At 73.0% G+C, this 18,521-nt stretch carries 17 protein-coding genes, 2 tRNA genes and 1 pseudogene; 18 read left to right on the top strand and 2 right to left on the bottom strand.

Features of this window, described 5'->3' with window-relative positions; genetic code table 11:
• From M8330_RS22825 to clpX, 13 genes and pseudogenes are all read left to right on the top strand, one after another.
• Nucleotides 1–161: pseudogene (locus M8330_RS22825) on the top strand (IS30 family transposase); the annotation flags it as partial.
• 79 nt (nt 162–240) lie between these two features.
• Nucleotides 241–810: an LURP-one-related family protein gene (locus tag M8330_RS05775; protein ID WP_250055442.1), complete on the top strand. Its 570-nt coding sequence runs from the start codon at nt 241–243 to the stop codon at nt 808–810.
• Between the two features lie 32 nt (nt 811–842).
• A complete protein-coding gene (locus M8330_RS05770; RefSeq protein WP_250055444.1) occupies nt 843–1,748 on the top strand; it encodes an alpha/beta hydrolase in 906 nt (301 codons plus the stop codon).
• A gap of 66 nt (nt 1,749–1,814) precedes the next feature.
• Nucleotides 1,815–2,324, top strand: a complete 510-nt coding sequence (locus M8330_RS05765; RefSeq protein ID WP_250826543.1) for a ribose-5-phosphate isomerase — start codon at nt 1,815–1,817, stop codon at nt 2,322–2,324.
• A gap of 10 nt (nt 2,325–2,334) precedes the next feature.
• A complete protein-coding gene (locus M8330_RS05760) occupies nt 2,335–3,213 on the top strand; it encodes an Fpg/Nei family DNA glycosylase (protein ID WP_250826542.1) in 879 nt (292 codons plus the stop codon).
• 26 nt (nt 3,214–3,239) lie between these two features.
• Complete coding sequence (locus M8330_RS05755; RefSeq protein ID WP_250055449.1) at nt 3,240–4,379, top strand: PP2C family protein-serine/threonine phosphatase; 1,140 nt, start codon at nt 3,240–3,242, stop codon at nt 4,377–4,379.
• Between the two features lie 87 nt (nt 4,380–4,466).
• A tRNA-Gly gene (locus tag M8330_RS05750) sits at nt 4,467–4,537 on the top strand.
• A gap of 60 nt (nt 4,538–4,597) precedes the next feature.
• A tRNA-Pro gene (locus M8330_RS05745) sits at nt 4,598–4,670 on the top strand.
• Between the two features lie 159 nt (nt 4,671–4,829).
• Nucleotides 4,830–6,242 carry a trigger factor gene (gene tig, locus M8330_RS05740; RefSeq protein WP_250055450.1) on the top strand — a complete coding sequence of 471 codons (1,413 nt, stop codon included), beginning with the start codon at nt 4,830–4,832 and terminating at the stop codon, nt 6,240–6,242.
• A gap of 136 nt (nt 6,243–6,378) precedes the next feature.
• A complete protein-coding gene (locus tag M8330_RS05735; RefSeq protein ID WP_250055452.1) occupies nt 6,379–6,912 on the top strand; it encodes an SRPBCC family protein in 534 nt (177 codons plus the stop codon).
• A 119-nt stretch (nt 6,913–7,031) separates the two neighbouring features.
• Nucleotides 7,032–7,634 (top strand): ATP-dependent Clp protease proteolytic subunit, encoded by a 603-nt coding sequence (locus M8330_RS05730; protein ID WP_250055722.1) that lies wholly within the window; start codon nt 7,032–7,034, stop codon nt 7,632–7,634.
• A 10-nt stretch (nt 7,635–7,644) separates the two neighbouring features.
• On the top strand, nt 7,645–8,250 hold the full coding sequence (locus M8330_RS05725; protein WP_250055454.1) for an ATP-dependent Clp protease proteolytic subunit: 606 nt from the start codon (nt 7,645–7,647) through the stop codon (nt 8,248–8,250).
• Nucleotides 8,251–8,492: 242 nt separating this feature from the next.
• Nucleotides 8,493–9,773: an ATP-dependent Clp protease ATP-binding subunit ClpX gene (clpX, locus tag M8330_RS05720; protein WP_250826541.1), complete on the top strand. Its 1,281-nt coding sequence runs from the start codon at nt 8,493–8,495 to the stop codon at nt 9,771–9,773.
• Nucleotides 9,774–9,884: 111 nt separating this feature from the next.
• Here clpX and valS read toward each other — a convergent pair whose 3' ends face one another.
• On the bottom strand, nt 9,885–12,497 hold the full coding sequence (gene valS / locus M8330_RS05715) for a valine--tRNA ligase (RefSeq protein ID WP_250826540.1): 2,613 nt from the start codon (nt 12,495–12,497) through the stop codon (nt 9,885–9,887).
• 325 nt (nt 12,498–12,822) lie between these two features.
• Here valS and M8330_RS05710 point away from each other — a divergent pair, with 325 nt between their 5' ends.
• The 3 genes from M8330_RS05710 to M8330_RS05700 are packed head-to-tail and all read left to right on the top strand — an operon-like array spanning nt 12,823 to nt 15,654.
• The gene (locus tag M8330_RS05710; protein ID WP_250826539.1) at nt 12,823–13,737 is read left to right on the top strand and encodes a GNAT family N-acetyltransferase; all 915 of its coding nucleotides are present in this window, start codon (nt 12,823–12,825) and stop codon (nt 13,735–13,737) included.
• 31 nt (nt 13,738–13,768) lie between these two features.
• Nucleotides 13,769–15,274: a bifunctional folylpolyglutamate synthase/dihydrofolate synthase gene (locus tag M8330_RS05705; protein WP_250826538.1), complete on the top strand. Its 1,506-nt coding sequence runs from the start codon at nt 13,769–13,771 to the stop codon at nt 15,272–15,274.
• Nucleotides 15,274–15,654: a DUF4233 domain-containing protein gene (locus tag M8330_RS05700; RefSeq protein ID WP_250055464.1), complete on the top strand. Its 381-nt coding sequence runs from the start codon at nt 15,274–15,276 to the stop codon at nt 15,652–15,654. Before M8330_RS05705 ends, M8330_RS05700 begins: the two co-directional genes overlap by 1 nt.
• A 76-nt stretch (nt 15,655–15,730) precedes the next feature.
• Here the strand turns inward: M8330_RS05700 and pdxR are convergent, their stop codons facing one another.
• A complete protein-coding gene (gene pdxR / locus M8330_RS05695; protein ID WP_250826537.1) occupies nt 15,731–17,065 on the bottom strand; it encodes a MocR-like pyridoxine biosynthesis transcription factor PdxR in 1,335 nt (444 codons plus the stop codon).
• Nucleotides 17,066–17,153: 88 nt separating this feature from the next.
• Between pdxR and M8330_RS05690 the strand changes: the two genes are divergently transcribed.
• Together M8330_RS05690 and ndk are read left to right on the top strand one after the other, a co-directional pair.
• Nucleotides 17,154–17,858, top strand: coding sequence for a pyridoxamine 5'-phosphate oxidase family protein (locus M8330_RS05690; protein WP_284704284.1), 705 nt, complete (start codon nt 17,154–17,156; stop codon nt 17,856–17,858).
• A 28-nt stretch (nt 17,859–17,886) separates the two neighbouring features.
• A complete protein-coding gene (gene ndk / locus M8330_RS05685; protein ID WP_250055469.1) occupies nt 17,887–18,306 on the top strand; it encodes a nucleoside-diphosphate kinase in 420 nt (139 codons plus the stop codon).
• Nucleotides 18,307–18,521: the final 215 nt, after the last annotated feature.

Genomic DNA, 18,521 nt, shown 5'->3' with positions numbered 1-18,521 from the left:
AGAGCGAGGACCTCTCGTTCTACGGACCCGGGATGCTCGATCAGATCGCCGCCGAGCTCAACGCCCGTCCTCGCAAGACACTGAAGTGGCGCACCCCCGCGGAGGAACTCGACGCACTACTGTCGGGCGAGTCAGATCCACCTGTTGCGACGACAGGCTGAATCCACCCCGATGTCGACCTGCACAACGTCACGGACTATCCGCCTCCCGGCGGGTCGGTGGCTCGGTAGTGTCCGGCTCGTGACCGCACAGATGTACCTGCCGGCGTTCCTGGTCAAGCAGCGCTTCGCCATGACGGCCAACCGCTACGAGCTCGTCGAGCTGCGGCCCGATGGCTCCGAGGGGCGCAGCATGGGCATCGCCCAGCAGAAGCGGATGGCCCTCAGGGAGCAGGTCACGTTCTTCGCCGACGAGGCGCGCACCCAGCCGGTGTTCTCCTTCAAGGCCCGCCAGCGGCTCGACCTCGGTGCCGGCTACGACGTCACGGACGGCGCCGGCGCCCCGCTGGGCTACTTCAAGAAGGACTTCGGGGCCAGCCTCCTGCGCACCACGTTCCACGTGGAGGGGGCCGGGGTCCGCGGGTCCGGGCAGGAGCGCAACCAGACCACCGCCATCGTGCGCCGGTTCATCGAGCTGCCGTTCATGTCGATCCACTTCGACTTCACCAACGCCGAGGGCGGCCCGCTCATGCACGTCGACCGCGAGCTCAAGCTGCGCGACCGGTACGTGGTGCGGGTGCCCGACGACCGGCTCGACTTCCGGGTCGCCGCCGCCATGGCCGTCGGCCTCGACGCGCTCATGCAGCGCTGAGCCGGCACCGACGCCGAAGCAGAGGAGACCGAGTGCTGCACCCGCAGGCCCGCGCCGCCGTCGCGGCGTACGCGAGCGAGACCAAGGTCCACGACGACGACTTCGACATCGACGCCGCCCGCGCCGAGGCGCGCGCGCTCGCGTCACGCCGGCCCCGGGAGGCGGTGGCCGAGGTCCGTGACGTGGACGCCGGCGGCGTGCCGTGCCGCCTCTACCGGCCGGTCGACGCCCGGCCGGGGCTGGTGCTGCACCTGCACGGCGGTGGGTTCGTGATGAACGACGTCGAGGTGCACGACGCCGTGTCGCGACGGTTCGCCAACCGCCTGGGCCACCCGGTGCTCAGCATCGACTACCGGCGCCCGCCCGAGCACCGGTTCCCGGCCGCGCCCGACGACGTCGACACCGTGCTCGCCTGGCTGGCCGCCCACGCCGAGGACGAGGGGCTGACCGGTCCGCTGGCCGCGCACGGCGACTCGGCCGGCGGCAACCTGGCGCTGGTCGCGGCGCTGCGGCACCCGGGGCGGTTCGCCGCGATCGCGCTCACCTACCCCTTCCTCGACCCCGAGGGAGGCTTCGAGAGCTACCGCACGGCCGCGGACGGGTTCCACCCCGACGAGGCCCGGTGGTACTGGGACCAGTACGCCGCCTCGTCCGCGGACCTGGTCGACCCGGACCTCGCGCCGCTGCGCTCCACGCGGCTCCACACCCTGCCCCCGACGCTGGTGACGACCGCCGAGCACGACCCGCTGCGCGACGAGGGCGAGCACCTCGTGACCCTGCTGGCGGAGGCGGGCGTGACCGTCACCGGCACCCGCTACCAGGGGCAGGTGCACGGCTACTGGCGCCACCCGGACGTCTTCGACGCCGCGGCGCCGCACACGGCCGCCGTCGCCGGCTTCCTGGCCGAGCACCTGCGGCCCGCGCCACCGCCGGCCTGACGCGCCGGTGACGGCTCGGCCTCCCGGGTGCGGGACGCCAGCCTGGGAGGTGGCAGGATCGGCGGCATGCGCGTGCACCTGGGCTCCGACCACGCCGGCCTCGACCTGAAGAACCACCTCGTGGGCTGGCTGACCGACCACGGCTACGAGCCGGTCGACCACGGCCCGTTCGTCTACGACGCCCTCGACGACTACCCGGTCTTCTGCCTGCGCGCCGCGGAGGGCGTGAAGAAGGACCGCGACGCCGGGCTCGACAGCCTCGGTGTCGTCATCGGCGGCTCGGGCAACGGCGAGCAGATCGCCGCCAACAAGGTCGAGGGCATCCGCTGCGCCCTGGCCTGGAGCGAGGACACGGCGAGGCTCGCGCGCCAGCACAACGACGCGCAGGTCGTCTCCGTCGGCGGCCGCATGCACTCGCTCGCCGACATGACCCGCTTCGTGGAGCTGTTCCTCGCCGAGCCGTTCAGCGGCGACGAGCGCCACGCGCGCCGCATCGCGCAGCTGAGCACCTACGACGTCGACGCCACCCTGCCGCCGCTGCCGGAGTCCGCCCAGGGCCTCGGCCCGGACGCCTGAGGGGCGGGACGTGCCTGAGGGGCACACCCTCCACCGGCTCGCGATCGACCTGACCGACGCCTTCGGCGGCTCCGTCGTCGCCGCCTCCAGCCCCCAGGGGCAGGGGAGGTTCGAGGACGGGGCGGCGCAGCTCGACGGCCGCGAGCTGATCGCCGCGGACGCGTGGGGCAAGCACCTGTTCGTGCGGTTCGCGGGCACCGAGCTGGTGCTCCACGTCCACCTGGGCCTCTACGGCAAGCTGCGCATCGCCGGCGCCGACGTGCTGCCCGACCCCGTGGGCCAGGTGCGGCTGCGGCTGGTCACCACCGACCGCTCCGACGGTCGGGTCACCTGGGCCGACCTGCGTGGCGCCACCGCGTGCGAGCTGCTGACCCCCGAGGAGCGCGACGCCCTGGTGGCACGGCTGGGCCCCGACCCGCTGCGCGAGGGGGCCGACGCGGACCCGGACCGTGCCTGGGCGCGCATCGGCCGCAGCCGCAAGAGCGTCGCCGCGCTGCTGATGGAGCAGGACGTGGTGGCCGGGATCGGCAACGTCTACCGCGCCGAGCTGCTGTTCCGGCACCGCGTCGACCCGTTCCGCGAGGGCCGCAGCATGCGCGTCGGCCGCTGGCAGGAGATGTGGGCCGACCTCGTCGAGCTGATGCACCTCGGCGTCGCGGTGAACCGCATCGAGACCGTGCGCCCCGAGCACGAGGCGGCCGCCCGGGCCGCCGCCAAGCAGTACGAGGGCGGACGCCGGCGGCGCAGCGGGCTCTCCTACGTCTACCGTCGCGACGGTCAACCCTGTCTAGTCTGCGGCACGCAGGTGAGGACAGAAGTGCTCGTGGCGAGGAACCTGTTCTGGTGCCCTCGGTGCCAGCCGCGGTTCCGTTCCCGGGCCCAGCGGTGAGCACCCGCCCCTCAGGAGGGATCGAGATGACGATCGCCTCCGAGAGCGTCCAGCCGGCCTCGCACCCGCGCGGCGTCCTGGCCCGCCAGCGCCGGTGGGTCGGCCTCGCGCGGGACCGGGTGGCCCTCGGCGCCCGACGCGGTGTGGTGCGTCGCTACGGCCCCGTCGCCGGGCTGGTCGTGCTCAGCGCGCTGCTGGTGGTCGGCATCGCGTGGGACGCGGCGACCGTGCCCATGACCACGCTCATGGTGCCGCTGCTGGTGGGCAGCCTCGTGCTGGCACCTCGTCACCTGGCGCCGTTCGTCGGCTGGATGGTCCTGATGGTGATGGCGTCGCTGCTCGTGCAGCCCGACGTCACCACCCGCATCCTCGGCGCGGTCGCCATCCAGCTGGTGATGTGCGGGATCGTGCTGGCCACGGCGCTGAACCGCGTCCGCCTGGGCGTGCCGCACCTCTCGGGCGACGCGATGTTCGTCGACCTGCGCGACCGGCTCCTGAACCAGGGCAGCATCCCCGACCTCTGCGACGGCTGGTCGGTGCAGTCGGCGCTGGTCTCCGCCTCGGGCACCCGGTTCGCCGGCGACTTCCTCGTGGCCGCGCGGGTCGAGGGCCCCGACCGCCTCGAGCTGGCGCTGGTCGACGTCTCCGGCAAGGGGGACGAGGCCGGCACCCGGGCGCTCCAGCTCTCGGGCGCCTTCGGCGGGCTGCTCGGGTCGGTGCCCTCGGAGGAGTTCCTGTCGGCCGCCAACGCCTACCTGCTGCGGCAGGACTGGGCGGAGGGGTTCGCCACCGCCGTCCACCTGCGCCTGGACCTTGCGGACGGCACCTACGAGCTGCGCACCGCCGGGCACCCCTCGCCCCTGCTGCGCTCCGCCGGCACCGGCCGCTGGCGCGCACTGCCGGGCGAGGGGCCGATCCTCGGCCTCGTCGACGGGGTCTCCTTCGGCGGGACCCACGGCACGCTCGAGCGCGGCGACTCCCTGGTGCTCTACACCGACGGCATGGTCGAGGAGCCGCGACGCGACATCGAGCTCGGCGTGGACCGGCTGGCGGGCGCCGCCGAGAGCCTCCTGCGCCGGGGCGTGGACGGGGCGGCGCAACGCGTCGTCGACGAGGTCGGCGCGCCCGGTGACGACCGCGCGGTCGTGTGGGTGCACCGGCGCTGAGCCCGCCCCGGTGCCACCTCGGGCCCGGTGAGGAGGGCCACCTGCGTCGTGTGGCACCATGAGCGCGCACTCGCCTCGGCGAGGCACGCGGATGTAGCTCAATGGTAGAGCCCCAGTCTTCCAAACTGGCTACGCGGGTTCGATTCCCGTCATCCGCTCCGAGACCGCCGCTCGCCTGCCCTGCCTCTCGAGAACGGGCAGGTCAGAGGCGGTGTCGACGGGGCGTAGCGTAGTGGCTAGCGCGCCTGCTTTGGGAGCAGGAGACCGCAGGTTCGAGTCCTGTCGCCCCGACCCGCCGTACCCGGCCCTCGGCGCCGCCGTCCGGAGCCCCGTCCCGTGTCCCGAGCAGGGCTCGGGGCCGTTTCGCGCTGGCGCCCGTGCCGGGGCTACGATCGACGGTCGGTGCGCGCAGTGGCGCGCCGAGCCACCCCGAACAACGAGGAGACCTTTGTGAAGAGCGCCGTCGAGACCTTGAGCCCGACCCGGGCCAAGCTGACCGTCGAGGTGCCCTTCGAGGAGCTCAAGCCGAGCCTCGACGCGGCCTACAAGGCGATCGCCCAGCAGATCAACATCCCTGGCTTCCGTCGGGGCAAGGTCCCGCCGATGGTCATCGACCGTCAGGTCGGCCGCGGTGCCGTCCTCGACCAGGCGATCAACGACGCGCTGCCGAAGGTCTACACCGAGGCCCTCCGCGAGAACTCCCTGGAGCCGCTGGCCCAGCCGGAGATCGAGGTGACCAAGCTCGAGGACAACGACCTCCTCGAGTTCACCGCCGAGGTCGACGTGAAGCCCGAGATCGAGCTGCCCGCCTACGAGGGCCTCGAGGCCAAGGTCGACGACGCCGTCGTCACCGACGAGGACGTGGAGGAGCAGAAGAAGGGCCTGCAGGCCCGCTTCGGCACCCTGCGCGACGTCGAGCGCGCTGCCGCCGACGGCGACTTCGTCACCATCGACCTGGTCGCCAAGGAGAACGGCGAGACCGTCGAGGGCGCCGAGATCTCCGGCACCTCCTACCAGGTCGGCCGCGGCGGCATGATCGACGGCCTCGACGAGGCCCTGGTCGGCATGGGCGTCGACGAGGAGAAGACCTTCTCCTCCGAGCTCGTCGGTGGTGGCATGGAGGGTCGTCCGGTCGAGGTGAGCGTCAAGGTCACCGGCGTCCAGGAGCAGGAGCTCCCCGAGTTCGACGACGAGTTCGCCCAGCTGGCCTCGGAGTTCGACACCGCCGAGGAGTTCGACGCCGACATCCGCAGCCGGCTCGCCAACGGCAAGCGCCTGGAGCAGGCCGCGGCCGCCCGCGACGCCGTGCTCGAGGCCCTGCTCGACAAGGTCTCCGTGCCGCTGCCCGACGGCATCCTCTCCGACGAGCTCGCCGCCCGTCGCCAGAACATCACCCAGCAGCTCGCCATGGCCGGCATGACCATGGAGAAGTACCTCGAGGACGAGGAGATGACCTCCGAGGACTTCGAGGCCGACCTCGAGCGCCGGGTCCGCGACGCCGTCGCCGCGCAGTTCCTGCTCGACGAGATCGCGAAGAAGGAGGAGATCGGCATCGACCAGGCCGAGCTCTCCCAGCACCTGGTGCAGCGCGCCCAGCAGTCCGGCCAGGACCCGCAGGAGTTCGCGAACCACATGTTCGAGCACAACCACATCCCGGAGCTGGTGCAGGAGATCCTGCGCGGCAAGGCCCTGGCGATCATGGTCGAGTCCGCCGTCGTCACCGACGAGTCGGGCAACGCCGTGGACCTGAAGAACCTCCAGGCCGACGGCACCATCGCCGAGCCGGCCGACGAGCCCGCTGACGAGGCCGCCGAGGTCGAGGCCCCCGAGGCCGCGGCCGAGGAGACCTCCGAGGAGGCCTGAGCCCTCCTGCCGCCGGGTCCTGCGCGGACCTCGGCGGCACCTCGCCACAGCCCGTCCCGGCAGCGCCGGGGCGGGCTGTGGTGCGTCCGGACCTCGGCACCGGCGCGGTGGGGCGGGCCGGGCTTATCGTGGCCGCATGCCTCACGACGACGACGTCACGGGCCGGATCCACCCGGTGCCGACCCCTGCTGGCCGCGGGGGAGCCGAGCGCGAGCTGCGGGTCGAGGCCGTGCTGGCAGCCCCGCCGGACGCGGTGTGGCGAGCCCTCACCGACCTGCGCAGGATGCCGTCCTGGAGCCCCGAGCTGGTGACCATGCTGCGCCTGCGGCCCGGTGGTCTGCGCGCCGGCCAGCAGTACCTGTGCGTCAACCGTCGCGGCCCCGTCCTGTGGCCCACCCGCAGCGTCGTGCGGGCCTGTCGCCCGTGCCGCGAGCTGTCCTGGCTGACCACCTCCAGCGGCGCCCTGTGGGTGTGGGAGCTGGCCCCGGCGGGGGAGGGGACGCGGGTGGTGCACCGGCGTCCGGTGCCGGAGGGCACCACCTGGCTCAGCCGGGCCTTCGCGCCGCTGTTCCTGGGCGGCAACGAGGGGCACGCGGACGAGCTCGAGAGCGGCATGGCGCGCACCCTGGCGGGCCTCCGCGCGGCCGTCGACGGGCCGGGCCGTTCCTGAGAGCCGGGTGAAATCTGCTGTCGGCGAACAGGCGGCGCGCACCCGTGGATGTGTCCCCGGTTGCGGCTACTGTCGCTCACGTGAACCCCAACTCCACGACGTCGGCGCACGACCCCTCGATGGGTGGCGGCGGCGGCCTCAACGTCCTCGACGACCACATCTACCAGCGCCTGCTGCGAGAGCGGATCGTGTTCCTCGGCTCCGAGGTCCGCGACCAGAACGCGAACGCGATCTGCGCCCAGCTCCTGCTGCTGTCCGCGGAGGACCCCGAGGCGGACATCTTCCTGCACATCAACAGCCCGGGTGGCTCGGTCGACGCCGGCATGGCGATCTACGACACGATGAACTACATCCCCAACGACGTGGCGACGGTCGGCATGGGCCTGGCCGCCTCCATGGGCCAGTTCCTGCTCTGCGCGGGCACCAAGGGCAAGCGCTACGCCCTGCCGCACGCGCGGATCATGATGCACCAGCCCTCCTCCGGCATGGGCGGCTCGGCCTCGGACATCAAGATCCAGGCCCAGCAGTCGCTGCACATCAAGAAGGTGCTGCTCGACCTCATCTCCGAGCACACCGGCCAGCCGATCGAGCAGGTCATCGCCGATGCCGACCGCGACCGCTGGTTCACCGCCGACCAGGCCCTCGAGTACGGCCTCGTCGACAAGGTGATCCGCAGCAGCCGCGAGGCCGCCGACCAGGGCCGTCCGGCCCACAACAGCTGAGGAGGCTCGCATGAGTTACTACATCCCGCAGTGGGAGGAGCGCACCTCCTACGGCGTCCGCCGCATCGATCCGTACACGAAGCTCTTCGAGGAGCGGATCATCTACCTGGGCACGCCGATCTCCGACGAGGTCGCGAACGCGGTCATCGCCCAGCTGCTCTGCCTGCAGTCGATGAACCCCGACCAGGAGATCAGCATCTACATCAACAGCCCCGGTGGCTCGTTCACCGCGCTGACGGCGATCTACGACACGATCAAGTTCATCCGCCCCGACGTGCGCACCGTCTGCCTGGGTCAGGCCGCCTCCGCGGCCGCGATCCTGCTGGCTGCCGGCACCAAGGGCAAGCGGATGGCGCTGCCGAACAGCCGCATCCTGATCCACCAGCCCTACACCGAGGGCACGTTCGGCCAGACCTCGGACATCGAGATCCAGGCCAACGAGATCATCCGCATGCGTGACCTGCTCGAGAAGATGATCAGCGACCACTCCGGCAAGCCGCTGGAGGAGGTCTCGAAGGACATCGAGCGCGACAAGATCCTGACCGCTCCGCAGGCCGTGGAGTACGGGCTGATCGACTCCGTCCTGGAGACGCTGAAGACCCCGGCGCTCGCCTGAGCGACCACCTGACCCGTACGGGTCAGGACGGGCCGGGCCCGGCCGATCCACAATGAGCACCGCGTCGCCGTCCTCGCGGAGGGTGAGGCAGGTTACCGTGGTGAGGCCGGGTCCCCCGGGTGCGGCGACACGGGTGGCACCCACGGTCCCTGGACCGAGACACGCACGACAGACCAGCAGCACCCCGGCGCACGCCGGGTCACGAGCCCGGCCGGCCGGCCGGGATGAGGAGGACGAGCCCGGTGGCACGAATCGGTGACGGCGGTGACCTGCTGAAGTGCTCCTTCTGCGGCAAGTCGCAGAAGCAGGTCAAGAAGCTCATCGCAGGTCCCGGCGTGTACATCTGCGACGAGTGCATCGACCTCTGCAACGAGATCATCGAGGAGGAGCTCTCCGAGGGCACCGAGGTGGGCCTCGACGAGCTGCCGAAGCCGCGCGAGATCTTCGACTTCCTCAACTCCTACGTGATCGGCCAGGAGCAGGCGAAGAAGTCGCTCGCCGTGGCCGTCTACAACCACTACAAGCGCGTCCAGGCCGGCGTCTCGCCCGCCTCCGGCAAGCACTCCAAGGAGGAGGCTGTCGAGGTCGCGAAGTCCAACATCCTGGTCATCGGCCCCACGGGCTGCGGCAAGACCTACCTCGCCCAGACCCTGGCGCGCATGCTGAACGTCCCGTTCGCCATCGCCGACGCCACCGCGCTGACCGAGGCCGGGTACGTCGGCGAGGACGTCGAGAACATCCTCCTCAAGCTGATCCAGGCCGCGGACTACGACGTGAAGAAGGCCGAGACCGGCATCATCTACATCGACGAGATCGACAAGGTGGCCCGCAAGGCCGAGAACCCGTCGATCACGCGTGACGTCTCCGGCGAGGGCGTGCAGCAGGCGCTGCTGAAGATCATCGAGGGCACGACCGCCTCGGTGCCCCCGCAGGGCGGCCGCAAGCACCCGCACCAGGAGTTCATCCAGATCGACACGACGAACATCCTGTTCATCGTGGGCGGGGCGTTCGCGGGGCTCGAGCACATCATCGAGCAGCGCGTCGGCAAGAAGACCCTCGGCTTCACCGCCGAGGTCGCCGCCGAGCAGGAGAGGTCCGAGCAGGACCTGCTGGCCGCGGTGCGACCCGAGGACCTGACCAAGTTCGGCCTCATCCCCGAGTTCATCGGTCGTCTGCCGCTGATCGCCAGCGTCGAGAAGCTCGACCAGGACGCCCTGGTGCAGATCCTGACCGCTCCGCGCAACGCGCTGGTGAAGCAGTACCAGAAGTTGTTCGACCTCGACGGCGTCGAGCTGGAGTTCACCGAGGACGCCGTGCTGGCCATCGCCGACAAGGCGCTGGAGCGCGGTACCGGTGCCCGTGGACTGCGCGCCATCATCGAGGAGCTGCTGCTCCACGCGATGTACGAGGTCCCCTCCCGTGGCGACGTCGCCCGGGTCGTCGTCACCGCCGAGAGCGTCAGCGGCGCCGAGGTGCCCACCCTCGTCCTCCAGGACGAGGAGAAGAACCGCAAGAGCGCCTGAGGCGGCTCACCGCCTCCACGCACCACGACGAAGGCCCGGCACCCCACCAGGGGGTGCCGGGCCTTCGTGCTGCAGCGGGGCCAGCGTCGTGGGGTCGAGGCCCCCGGAGGGTCAGCCCTCCTGGGGGGCCTCGGCCAGCTCGGCGCTGACGGAGACCTCGGCGTCGTCGCCGGCGGCGGTGAAGACCAGGTCACCGGTGATCGTGCCCGTGCGGCGCAGGTCGTCCGCGGCCTTCTCGGCGGCCGCGACCGTCGCGGCCGGCCCGGTGACCTCGACGCGCGACAGCGGGGCGCGCATCTTGACCTTGGCCTGCGACTTGGCGCCACGGATGCCGCCGAGGACGGTCTCGACGGCGTCCAGGACGCTGCTGTCGGCAGCGGCCGCCGAGCCCAGGTCGAGCTCGGTCGGCCAGGTGCTGGTGTGCACCGATCCGTCCTGCCACCACGACCAGACCTCCTCGGTCACGTACGGGAGGAAGGGCGCGAGCAGTCGCAGCTGGGCGTGCAGCGCGAGCGCCAGGGTGGCCCGGGCGGACGCGCCGCCGGTGCTCTCCTTGTCGTAGGCCCGCTCCTTGACCAGCTCGAGGTAGTCGTCGCAGAAGTCCCAGAAGAACTTCTCGCTGACCTCGAGCGCGGTGGTGTAGTCGTAGGCCTCGAACGCGCTGGTCGCCCGGCGGATGACCTCGGCCAGCCGCCCGAGCAGCGCGCAGTCGACCGGCTCGGAGACCTCGTAGGGCCGCAGCTCGGTGGCGCCCACCCAGCCGAGGACGAACTTGGAGGCGTTGAGGACCTTCATGGCCAGCCGGCGGCCGACCTTCATCTGGGCCTCGTCGAAGGGGGAGTCCAGGCCCGGGCGGGCCATGGCGGCGCGCCAGCGCACCGCGTCCGCGCCGAACTTCTCCAGGATCTCGGTCGGGACGACGACGTTGCCCTTGGACTTCGACATCTTCTTGCGGTCCGGGTCGAGGATCCAGCCCGAGAGCATGGCGTGGGTCCACGGGACCTGACCCTGCTCGAAGTGGGCGCGCACGACGCGGCTGAACAGCCAGGTGCGGATGATGTCGTGACCCTGGGTGCACAGGTCCATCGGGAACACGCGCTCGAACAGGTCGTCGTCGACGCTCCAGCCGCCCGCGATCTGCGGGGTCAGCGAGGAGGTGGCCCAGGTGTCCATGACGTCCGGGTCGCCGATGAAGCCGCCGGCCTGGCCGCGCTGGGACTCCTCGTAGCCGGAGGGGGCGTCGGTGGAGGGGTCCACCGGCAGGTCGGCCTCGCGCGGCAGCAGCGGGTGCTCGTAGTCCGGCTCGCCCTCAGCGTCCAGGGCGTACCAGACGGGGAAGGGGATGCCGAAGAAGCGCTGACGGCTGATCAGCCAGTCGCCGTTGAGGCCGGAGACCCAGTTGTCGTAGCGGTGCTTCATGTGGGCGGGCACCCAGGTGATCTGCTCGCCGTCCTTGACCAGGTCGGAGCGCAGGTCCGCGTCGCGGCCGCCGTTGCGGACGTACCACTGGCGGGTGGAGACGATCTCGAGCGGCTTGTCGCCCTTCTCGTAGAAGTTCGCCATCCGCTGGGTGGGCCTGGGGTCGCCGTCCAGGGTGCCGGTCTCGCGCAGCATGGCGACCATCTCCTCGCGGGCGGAGAAGACGGTCTTGCCGGCCAGGCGCTGGTAGGACTCCTCGGCGGCGGCGAGCCACTCGGGGGTCTCCCGGGTCAGGCGGCCGTCGCGGCCGATGACGGTGCGGACCGGCAGCTGCAGCTCGCGCCACCAGGTGACGTCGGTCAGGTCACCGAACGTGCAGCACATGACCAGGCCGGAGCCCTTGTCCATCTCGGCTGCGGCGTGGGCGACGACCGGGATCTGCACGCCGAAGACCGGCGAGGCGACGGTGGAGCCGAACAGGTGCTGGTACCGCTCGTCGTCGGGGTGCGCGATGAGCGCCACGACCGAGGGGATCAGCTCCGGGCGGGTGGTCTCGATGTAGGCCGGGCCGCCGTCGGGCAGCGTGAACGCGACCCGGTGGTAGGCGCCGGCGTAGTCGCGGGCCTCGAGCTCGGCCTGGGCGACGGCGGTCTGGAAGGTGACGTCCCACAGGGTCGGCGCCTCCTGCAGGTAGGCCTCGCCGCGGGCGAAGTTGCGCAGGAACGCTCGCTGGGAGATCTCCTGGGCGCCGGTACCGATGGTGGTGTAGTGCTGCTTCCAGTCCACCGAGAGGCCCAGGGTGCGCCACAGCGACTCGAAGACCTGCTCGTCCTGCTCGACCAGCTGCGAGCAGAGCTCGATGAAGTTGGGTCGCGAGATCGGGACCTGCTTCTTGGCGTCGGGCTTCTCCGGCGGGGTGAAGTCCGGGTCGTACGGCATCGACGGGTCGCAGCGGACGCCGAAGTAGTTCTGCACGCGACGCTCGGTCGGCAGGCCGTTGTCGTCCCAGCCCATGGGGTAGAAGACGGACTTGCCGCGCATCCGCTGGAAGCGGGCGATGAGGTCGGTGTGGGTGTAGGAGAAGACGTGGCCGACGTGCAGCGAGCCCGAGACGGTGGGCGGCGGGGTGTCGATGGAGTAGACGTTCTCGCGCGGCTGCGTCCGGTCGAAGGCGTAGGTGTCCGCCTCCTTCCAGGCCTGCGACCACGTCGCCTCGAGGCCCTCGAGGGCAGGCTTCTCCGGTACGGCGACGGCCCGCGGGGTGGGGCTCGTCGTCTCGGGTGCGGCCTGCGTGGTGTCGGTCATGGACCGAATCCTAGTTTCGCCCCCACCGCGGGCTCCAACCCGTTCCCCCTTCGCGGGCCACGGGCCGGTGCGGGACGGGTGCGGGAGGGGCGCGGGAGCACCCGGCGGCCTGCCCGACGGACGTGGCGCACGCCTCGCCCACGGGGGTGAGAAACCGGTAAAGTGGACGCCAGCGTGGACGGCGCCCCGCCCGGCTCGCGTCGGCGGTGCCGAGTGGCTGGACACCCTGGGCGATCCCGTTGCTCCGACCAGGGCGGAGCGCCGTCCGCCACGCGGCCCGGAATCCGGTGGCCCGTCGCGGCCCGTCCGGCCTAGGTTGCGGCGCATGAGCAGCTCCTTCTCCGCCGAGGTCGTCACCGACGCCGCCGCCTTCACCGAGGCAGCCTCCGCCTACCTCGAGGCGCACCCGGTGCTCGGCACGGTCGTCTCCTCGGCCACCGCCGCCTGGCTGGCGCCGACGCTGCCCTGCGAGCCGGGCCTGTGGGGGCCGTGGTGGGCGCTGGTGCGCGACGCCGACGGTGACGTGGTCTCGGTCGCGATGCGCACGGCGTCCTTCGAGCCGCACCCGCTGTACCTGCTCCCGATGGCGGACGAGGCGGCCCGCTGCCTCGCCGCGGCGCTGCACGCCCGGGGCGACGACGCCTCCGCCGCCAACGGGGCGGTGCCGGCCTGCGAGGTGCTGCTCGCCGAGCTGGCCCGGCTGCGCGAGGACGGCACGGTGCCCGAGGTGGCCGTGCCGACCCGGCTCTACGAGCTGGACCGCCTCGTCCGCCCGACCGCGCCCGCCGGCGCCGCCCGGGCCGCGGACGAGGCCGACCTGCCGTGGCTGGTGCCGCTGCTGGGCCGCTTCGAGACCGAGGCGGCCGCCCAGGCCGGCCGCACCCACCGCGACGCCGGCGACCACCTCGACGAGCACTGGGTCCGGCGTCGGCTGGAGGCCGACGCCCTGTGGGTCTGGGAGGTCGCGGGCACCCCCGTCTGCGCCGTGGGTGCCACGCCGCCGGCCTTCGGCGTCAGCCGCGTCGGCCCCGTGATGACGCCCGCCGAGCACCGGGGCCGCGGCTACGCCGGCGCGCTCACCGCGCACGTCACGGCGCTGCGCGAGGCCCAGGGGGCCCGGGTCTGCCTCTTCACCGACGCCGGCAACCCGGTCTCCAACGCGCTCTACCAGCGGCTGGGCTACCGCCCGCTGGCCGACATGACCGAGGTCGTGCTGCGGGCGGGCGCGCGAATGGGGTGAGCGTGGCCGACGCTCCTAGACTGGGCGGACCATGAACGACTCGTCTGCTCCCCGCCCGGCCGAGACCGTCGCCGAGGCCGAGGACGCCCTCCTCTCGCGCTGGCCCGAGACCCGGCTGGAGCCCTCCCTCGACCGCATCTCCGCCCTGATGGAGCTGCTGGGCGAGCCGCAGCGCGCCTACCGGGCCGTGCACCTGACCGGCACGAACGGCAAGACGTCGACCTCCCGGATGATCGACGCGCTGCTGCGGGCCGTCGAGCTGCGCACGGGCCGCTTCACCAGCCCGCACCTGGAGCGGATCAACGAGCGCATCAGCGTCGACGGCGAGCCGCTGGACGACGAGGCGTTCGTCCGGGCCTTCAACGACGTCGCCCCGTACCTGGGCCTGGTGGACGAGGACCAGCCGCACCCGCTGTCGTTCTTCGAGTCCGTGGTGGGCATGGCCTACGCCGCGTTCGCCGACGCCCCCGTCGACGTGGCGGTCGTGGAGGTCGGCATGGGCGGGGCCTGGGACGCCACCAACGTCATCGACGGCGACGTCGCCGTCGTCGGCCCCATCGCGGTCGACCACGCCAAGTACCTCGGCGGGACGCCCGAGGCGATCGCGCACGAGAAGGCCGGGATCATCAAGGAGGGCTCCACCCTCGTCACCGCCGCCCAGACGCCCGAGGTCGCCACCGTGCTGGCCAAGCAGGCCGCGGCCGTCGGGGCGAAGGTCGTGGCCGAGGGCGTCGACTTCGGGGTCGTCTCCCGCACCCCGGCGCTGGGGGGCCAGAGCCTCTCGCTCCAGGGCCTGCGCGCCCGCTACGACGACCTGTTCCTCCCGCTCTACGGCGCGCACCAGGCGCAGAACGCCGCCGTCGCGCTCGCCGCCGTCGAGGCCTTCCTCGGCGGGTCCGAGGCGCTCTCGCCCGACGTGGTCTCGGCGGCGTTCGCCGACGTCACCTCGCCGGGACGCCTGGAGATCGTGCGCCGCAGCCCCACCGTGCTGCTGGACGCGGCCCACAACCCCGCCGGCGCCGAGGCCACGGCCGCGGCACTGGAGGACTCCTTCACCTTCCGCCCGCTGGTGGGCGTGCTCGGCGTCATGGCCGACAAGGACGTGGAGCCGCTGCTCGTGGCCCTGGAGCCGCAGCTCGACCACGTGGTGGTCACCCAGAACTCCACCGACCGCTGCCTGCCGGCCGCCGAGCTGGCCGAGGTCGCGGTCGGCGTCTTCGGCGAGGAGCGGGTGACCGTGGCCCCGGTGCTGGCCGACGCGATCGAGGCGGCGGCGACGCTGGCCGAGGCCGCTGACACCGGCGGTGCCTCCATCGGCTCCGGCGCCGTGCTCGTGACCGGCTCGGTCGTCACCGCCGGCGAGGCGCGCACGCTGCTGGCCCCGAAGGAGCGGCCGCGCCGCACGGGCTCCGGCGTGCGCCTGACCCGCGGCGAGGAGGAGGTCGAGGTGCCCGAGGACGAGGGCGGCGGCGACCTCTCCGAGCTCTCGCTCCAGGCGCTGCTGCGCGACACCCTGTCCGGGGAGGACGAGGACTGATGCGCTCCCCCCGACGCGGGCTCTGCTCCGCCATCCTGGCCCTCGAGGGCATCGCCCTGGGCCTCACCACTCCGGTGCTCATCACCCTCACCGACGTGCCCACCGGCGCCTCGCTCGGCCTGGGCCTGGGGCTGGCGCTGGTCAGCATCCTGCTCACCGGCTTCCTGCGCTACCAGTGGGCCTACACCGTGGGCTGGCTGGTGCAGGTGCTCGCCGTGGCGATGGGCCTGCTCATCACCCCGATGTTCTTCCTCGGCGGCGTCTTCGCGGCGCTGTGGGCCACCGCCATCTGGCTCTCGAACAAGATCGATCGCGAGCGGGCCGAGGCGTTCGCCGCCTACGAGGCCGAGCAGGCCGCGGGCGGCGCGACCGAGTCCTGACGCTGGGTCGGCGGCCGAGCGGCGACGAGGACGGGGACGAGGACGGGCGAGGAGCGCACGTCGGGACCACCCCCGGTCACGCCAGCGCACCCCTGATCGCGGCCAGCGCCTCCTCCAGCTGCGCGTCGGTGCAGCCCCCGAAGCCGAGGACGAGGCCGGTGGCCCCGCTGGAGCGAGCCGCGTCCGACAGCAGCGGCACGTCGTAGCCCGCCGCGCGGGCTGCTCGGTGCGCCGCCTCGGCCCGGGCGGCCGGCAGGGGGAGCGAGGGGTACATGCCCGCGACCGGGCCGCCCAGCCAGGGCCCCAGCACCTGCGTCACGCGCGCGGCCCGGCGTGCGTAGACCCGGCGGGCGCTGCGCACGGCGTGGTCGACGTAGCCGTCGCGCAGCAGGCTCAGCAGCGCCCGCTGCGCCGGCCACGACGGGGTGTCGTGGGTGACCTCGCGGTACGCGTCCACCCGCTCCAGCGCCGCCGTCGGTGCCACCAGCCAGCCGAGCCGGAGCGCGGGGCTGACCGACTTCGAGACCGTGCCCAGCAGCGCGACCCGGCCCGGGTCGAGGCTGGCCAGGGCCGGCACGGGCGCGACGTCGTAGCGGAACTCGGAGTCGTAGTCGTCCTCGACCACCAGGGTGCCGGCCTCGCGCGCGGCGGCGAGCAGCGCGGCGCGGGCCGGCGCCGGCATGACCGGGCCGAGCGGGTGCTGGTGGGCCGGGGTGACGTAGTGCGCGACCAGCCCGGCCAGCTCCTCCGCGCGCGCCGGCGGGCGGAGGGCGGGCACGTCGACCACCGTGCGGCCGGTGGCGCGCACCACCGCCACGGCCGCGCGGTAGCCCGGGTCCTCCACCCCGACCGGGCCGGGCGGCAGCCCCGCGAGCAGGTGCCGCAGGCCCTCGGTCGTGCCCGAGGTCAGGCGGACGTCGTCGCCGGTCACCGCCAGCCCGCGGGTGCGCCGGAGCCGCTCGGCCAGGGCGGCGCGCAGGTCCGCGTCGCCCCGGGGGTCGGGGTAGCCGGCCGGCGGGGCGGCCGTGCCGACCTCGCGCCAGGCCCGCCGCCAGGCCGCGTGGTGCGCCGGGTCGACCCACGGGTGCCCCGCGGAGAGCCGCAGCAGCGCCGGGCCGGGTGCGGGCGCGGGCGCGGGCCGTGCGCCGGCGTCCGGGGAGAGGCGGACGGCGGCGACGAACGTGCCTGCGCCGTGGCGGCCCTCGAGCCAGCCCTCGGCCACGAGCTGGGCCCAGGCCTGCTCCACGACCGAGCGGGCCACCCCGAGGTCGCGGGCCAGCGCCCGGCTCGAGGGCAGCCGGGTGCCGGGGGCGAGCCGTCCGTCACCGACGCGCTCCCGGACGGCGGTGGCCAGCTGCGCGCCCAGGGGCGTGCCGAGGGCCCGGTCGAGCGTGACGGCGAGGGTGGGCATCGGGCCTCCGTGGGTGGGCGAAGTGGCCTGGCGAGATCGCTCGCAAGTGCCACTCGTCGGCAGGCCACTACTGGCTCAGCATGGTGCCATGAGCACGACTCCGCTGCAGCCCACGCCCCGCACCACGCTGACCCGCGGCCGTCACCGCGCCGTGGACGACCGGGAGGCCCTGCACGCCTGCCTGCGCGAGGCCCTCGTCGGGCACCTCGGCGTGACGGTGGGCGTGGGGGAGGAGTCGCACCCCGTCGTCCTGCCGGTGGCGATCGCCCTGGACCCGGGCTCCCTGGAAGGGCAGGGGCCGGACGAGGGGGGCACGCTCTACGTGCACGGCTCGGTGGCCGCGGGCTGGCTGTCCTCGGCGGTGGGGAGCACGGTCTGCCTCACCGTCACCCACCTGGACGGGATGGTCACCGCCCGCTCCGGCTTCCACCACTCGATGAACTACCGCTCGGCGGTGGTGATCGGCCGCCTGCGGCTAGTGGAGGACCCCGACGAGCGGGTGCGCGCCCTCGACCTGGTCGTCGACCAGCTGGTGCCCGGTCGCGCGGCGACCCTGCGGCCGATGAGCCGCAAGGAGCTGGCCGCGACCGCGGTGCTGGCCCTGCCGCTGGCCGAGGCGTCGCTGAAGGTGCGCGGGGGCGGCCCGGTCGACGACGAGGAGGACGTGGCCGCGGGCGTCTGGGGCGGGCACGTCCCGCTGCGGCTGGTGGCGGGCGAGCCGGTGACCGACGAGCTCTCCGCCGGCGTCCCCGTGCCCCCGGACGTGGCGGCGAGAGCGGCCTCACTGCGATGAGGCGGTCATCACTCGCTAGGGTCGGGGCATGACCCAGCGTTCCCTCGTCCTCGTCAAGCCCGACGGCGTCGCCCGTGGCCTCACCGGTGAGGTCATCCGCCGGATCGAGGCCAAGGGATACACCCTGGCCCGCCTCGAGCTGCGCACCGCCACTCGCGAGCTGCTCGAGCAGCACTACGAGGAGCACGTGGGCAAGCCGTTCTACGAGCCGCTCGTGGAGTTCATGCTCTCCGGCCCCGTCGCCGCCATCGTGATCGAGGGCGAGCGCTGCATCGAGGGCTTCCGCAGCCTGGCCGGGGCCACGGACCCGACCGCCGCCGCCCCGGGCACCATCCGCGGCGACCTCGGCCGCGACTGGGGCCTGAAGGTGCAGCAGAACCTCGTCCACGGCTCCGACGCCCCCGAGTCGGCCGAGCGCGAGATCGGCATCTGGTTCCCCCAGTCCTGATGGCCTGATCCACACCACCACCCACCGGCGGTGCGTGGGCAACGGTTCGTGACGCGCGAACGGTTGCTCCCGCACCGCCGGTGTCGTTGTGGCGTGTCTCCCGAGAATCACAGGCTGCGTCCCTAGCCTGAGGAGACCTCCCCAGGAGGCACTCCTTCCCCACACGCACCACCAGCCCCGGCCACCCGGCGGGGGCTCCACCCGTGGTGCCCGCA

It is taken from the genome of Nocardioides bruguierae (assembly GCF_023656415.1).
Taxonomy (GTDB): Bacteria; Actinomycetota; Actinomycetes; order Propionibacteriales; family Nocardioidaceae; genus Nocardioides; species Nocardioides bruguierae.
Note: the sequence above shows the minus strand (reverse complement) of the source record. Positions and strands in the feature narration are given on the sequence as shown.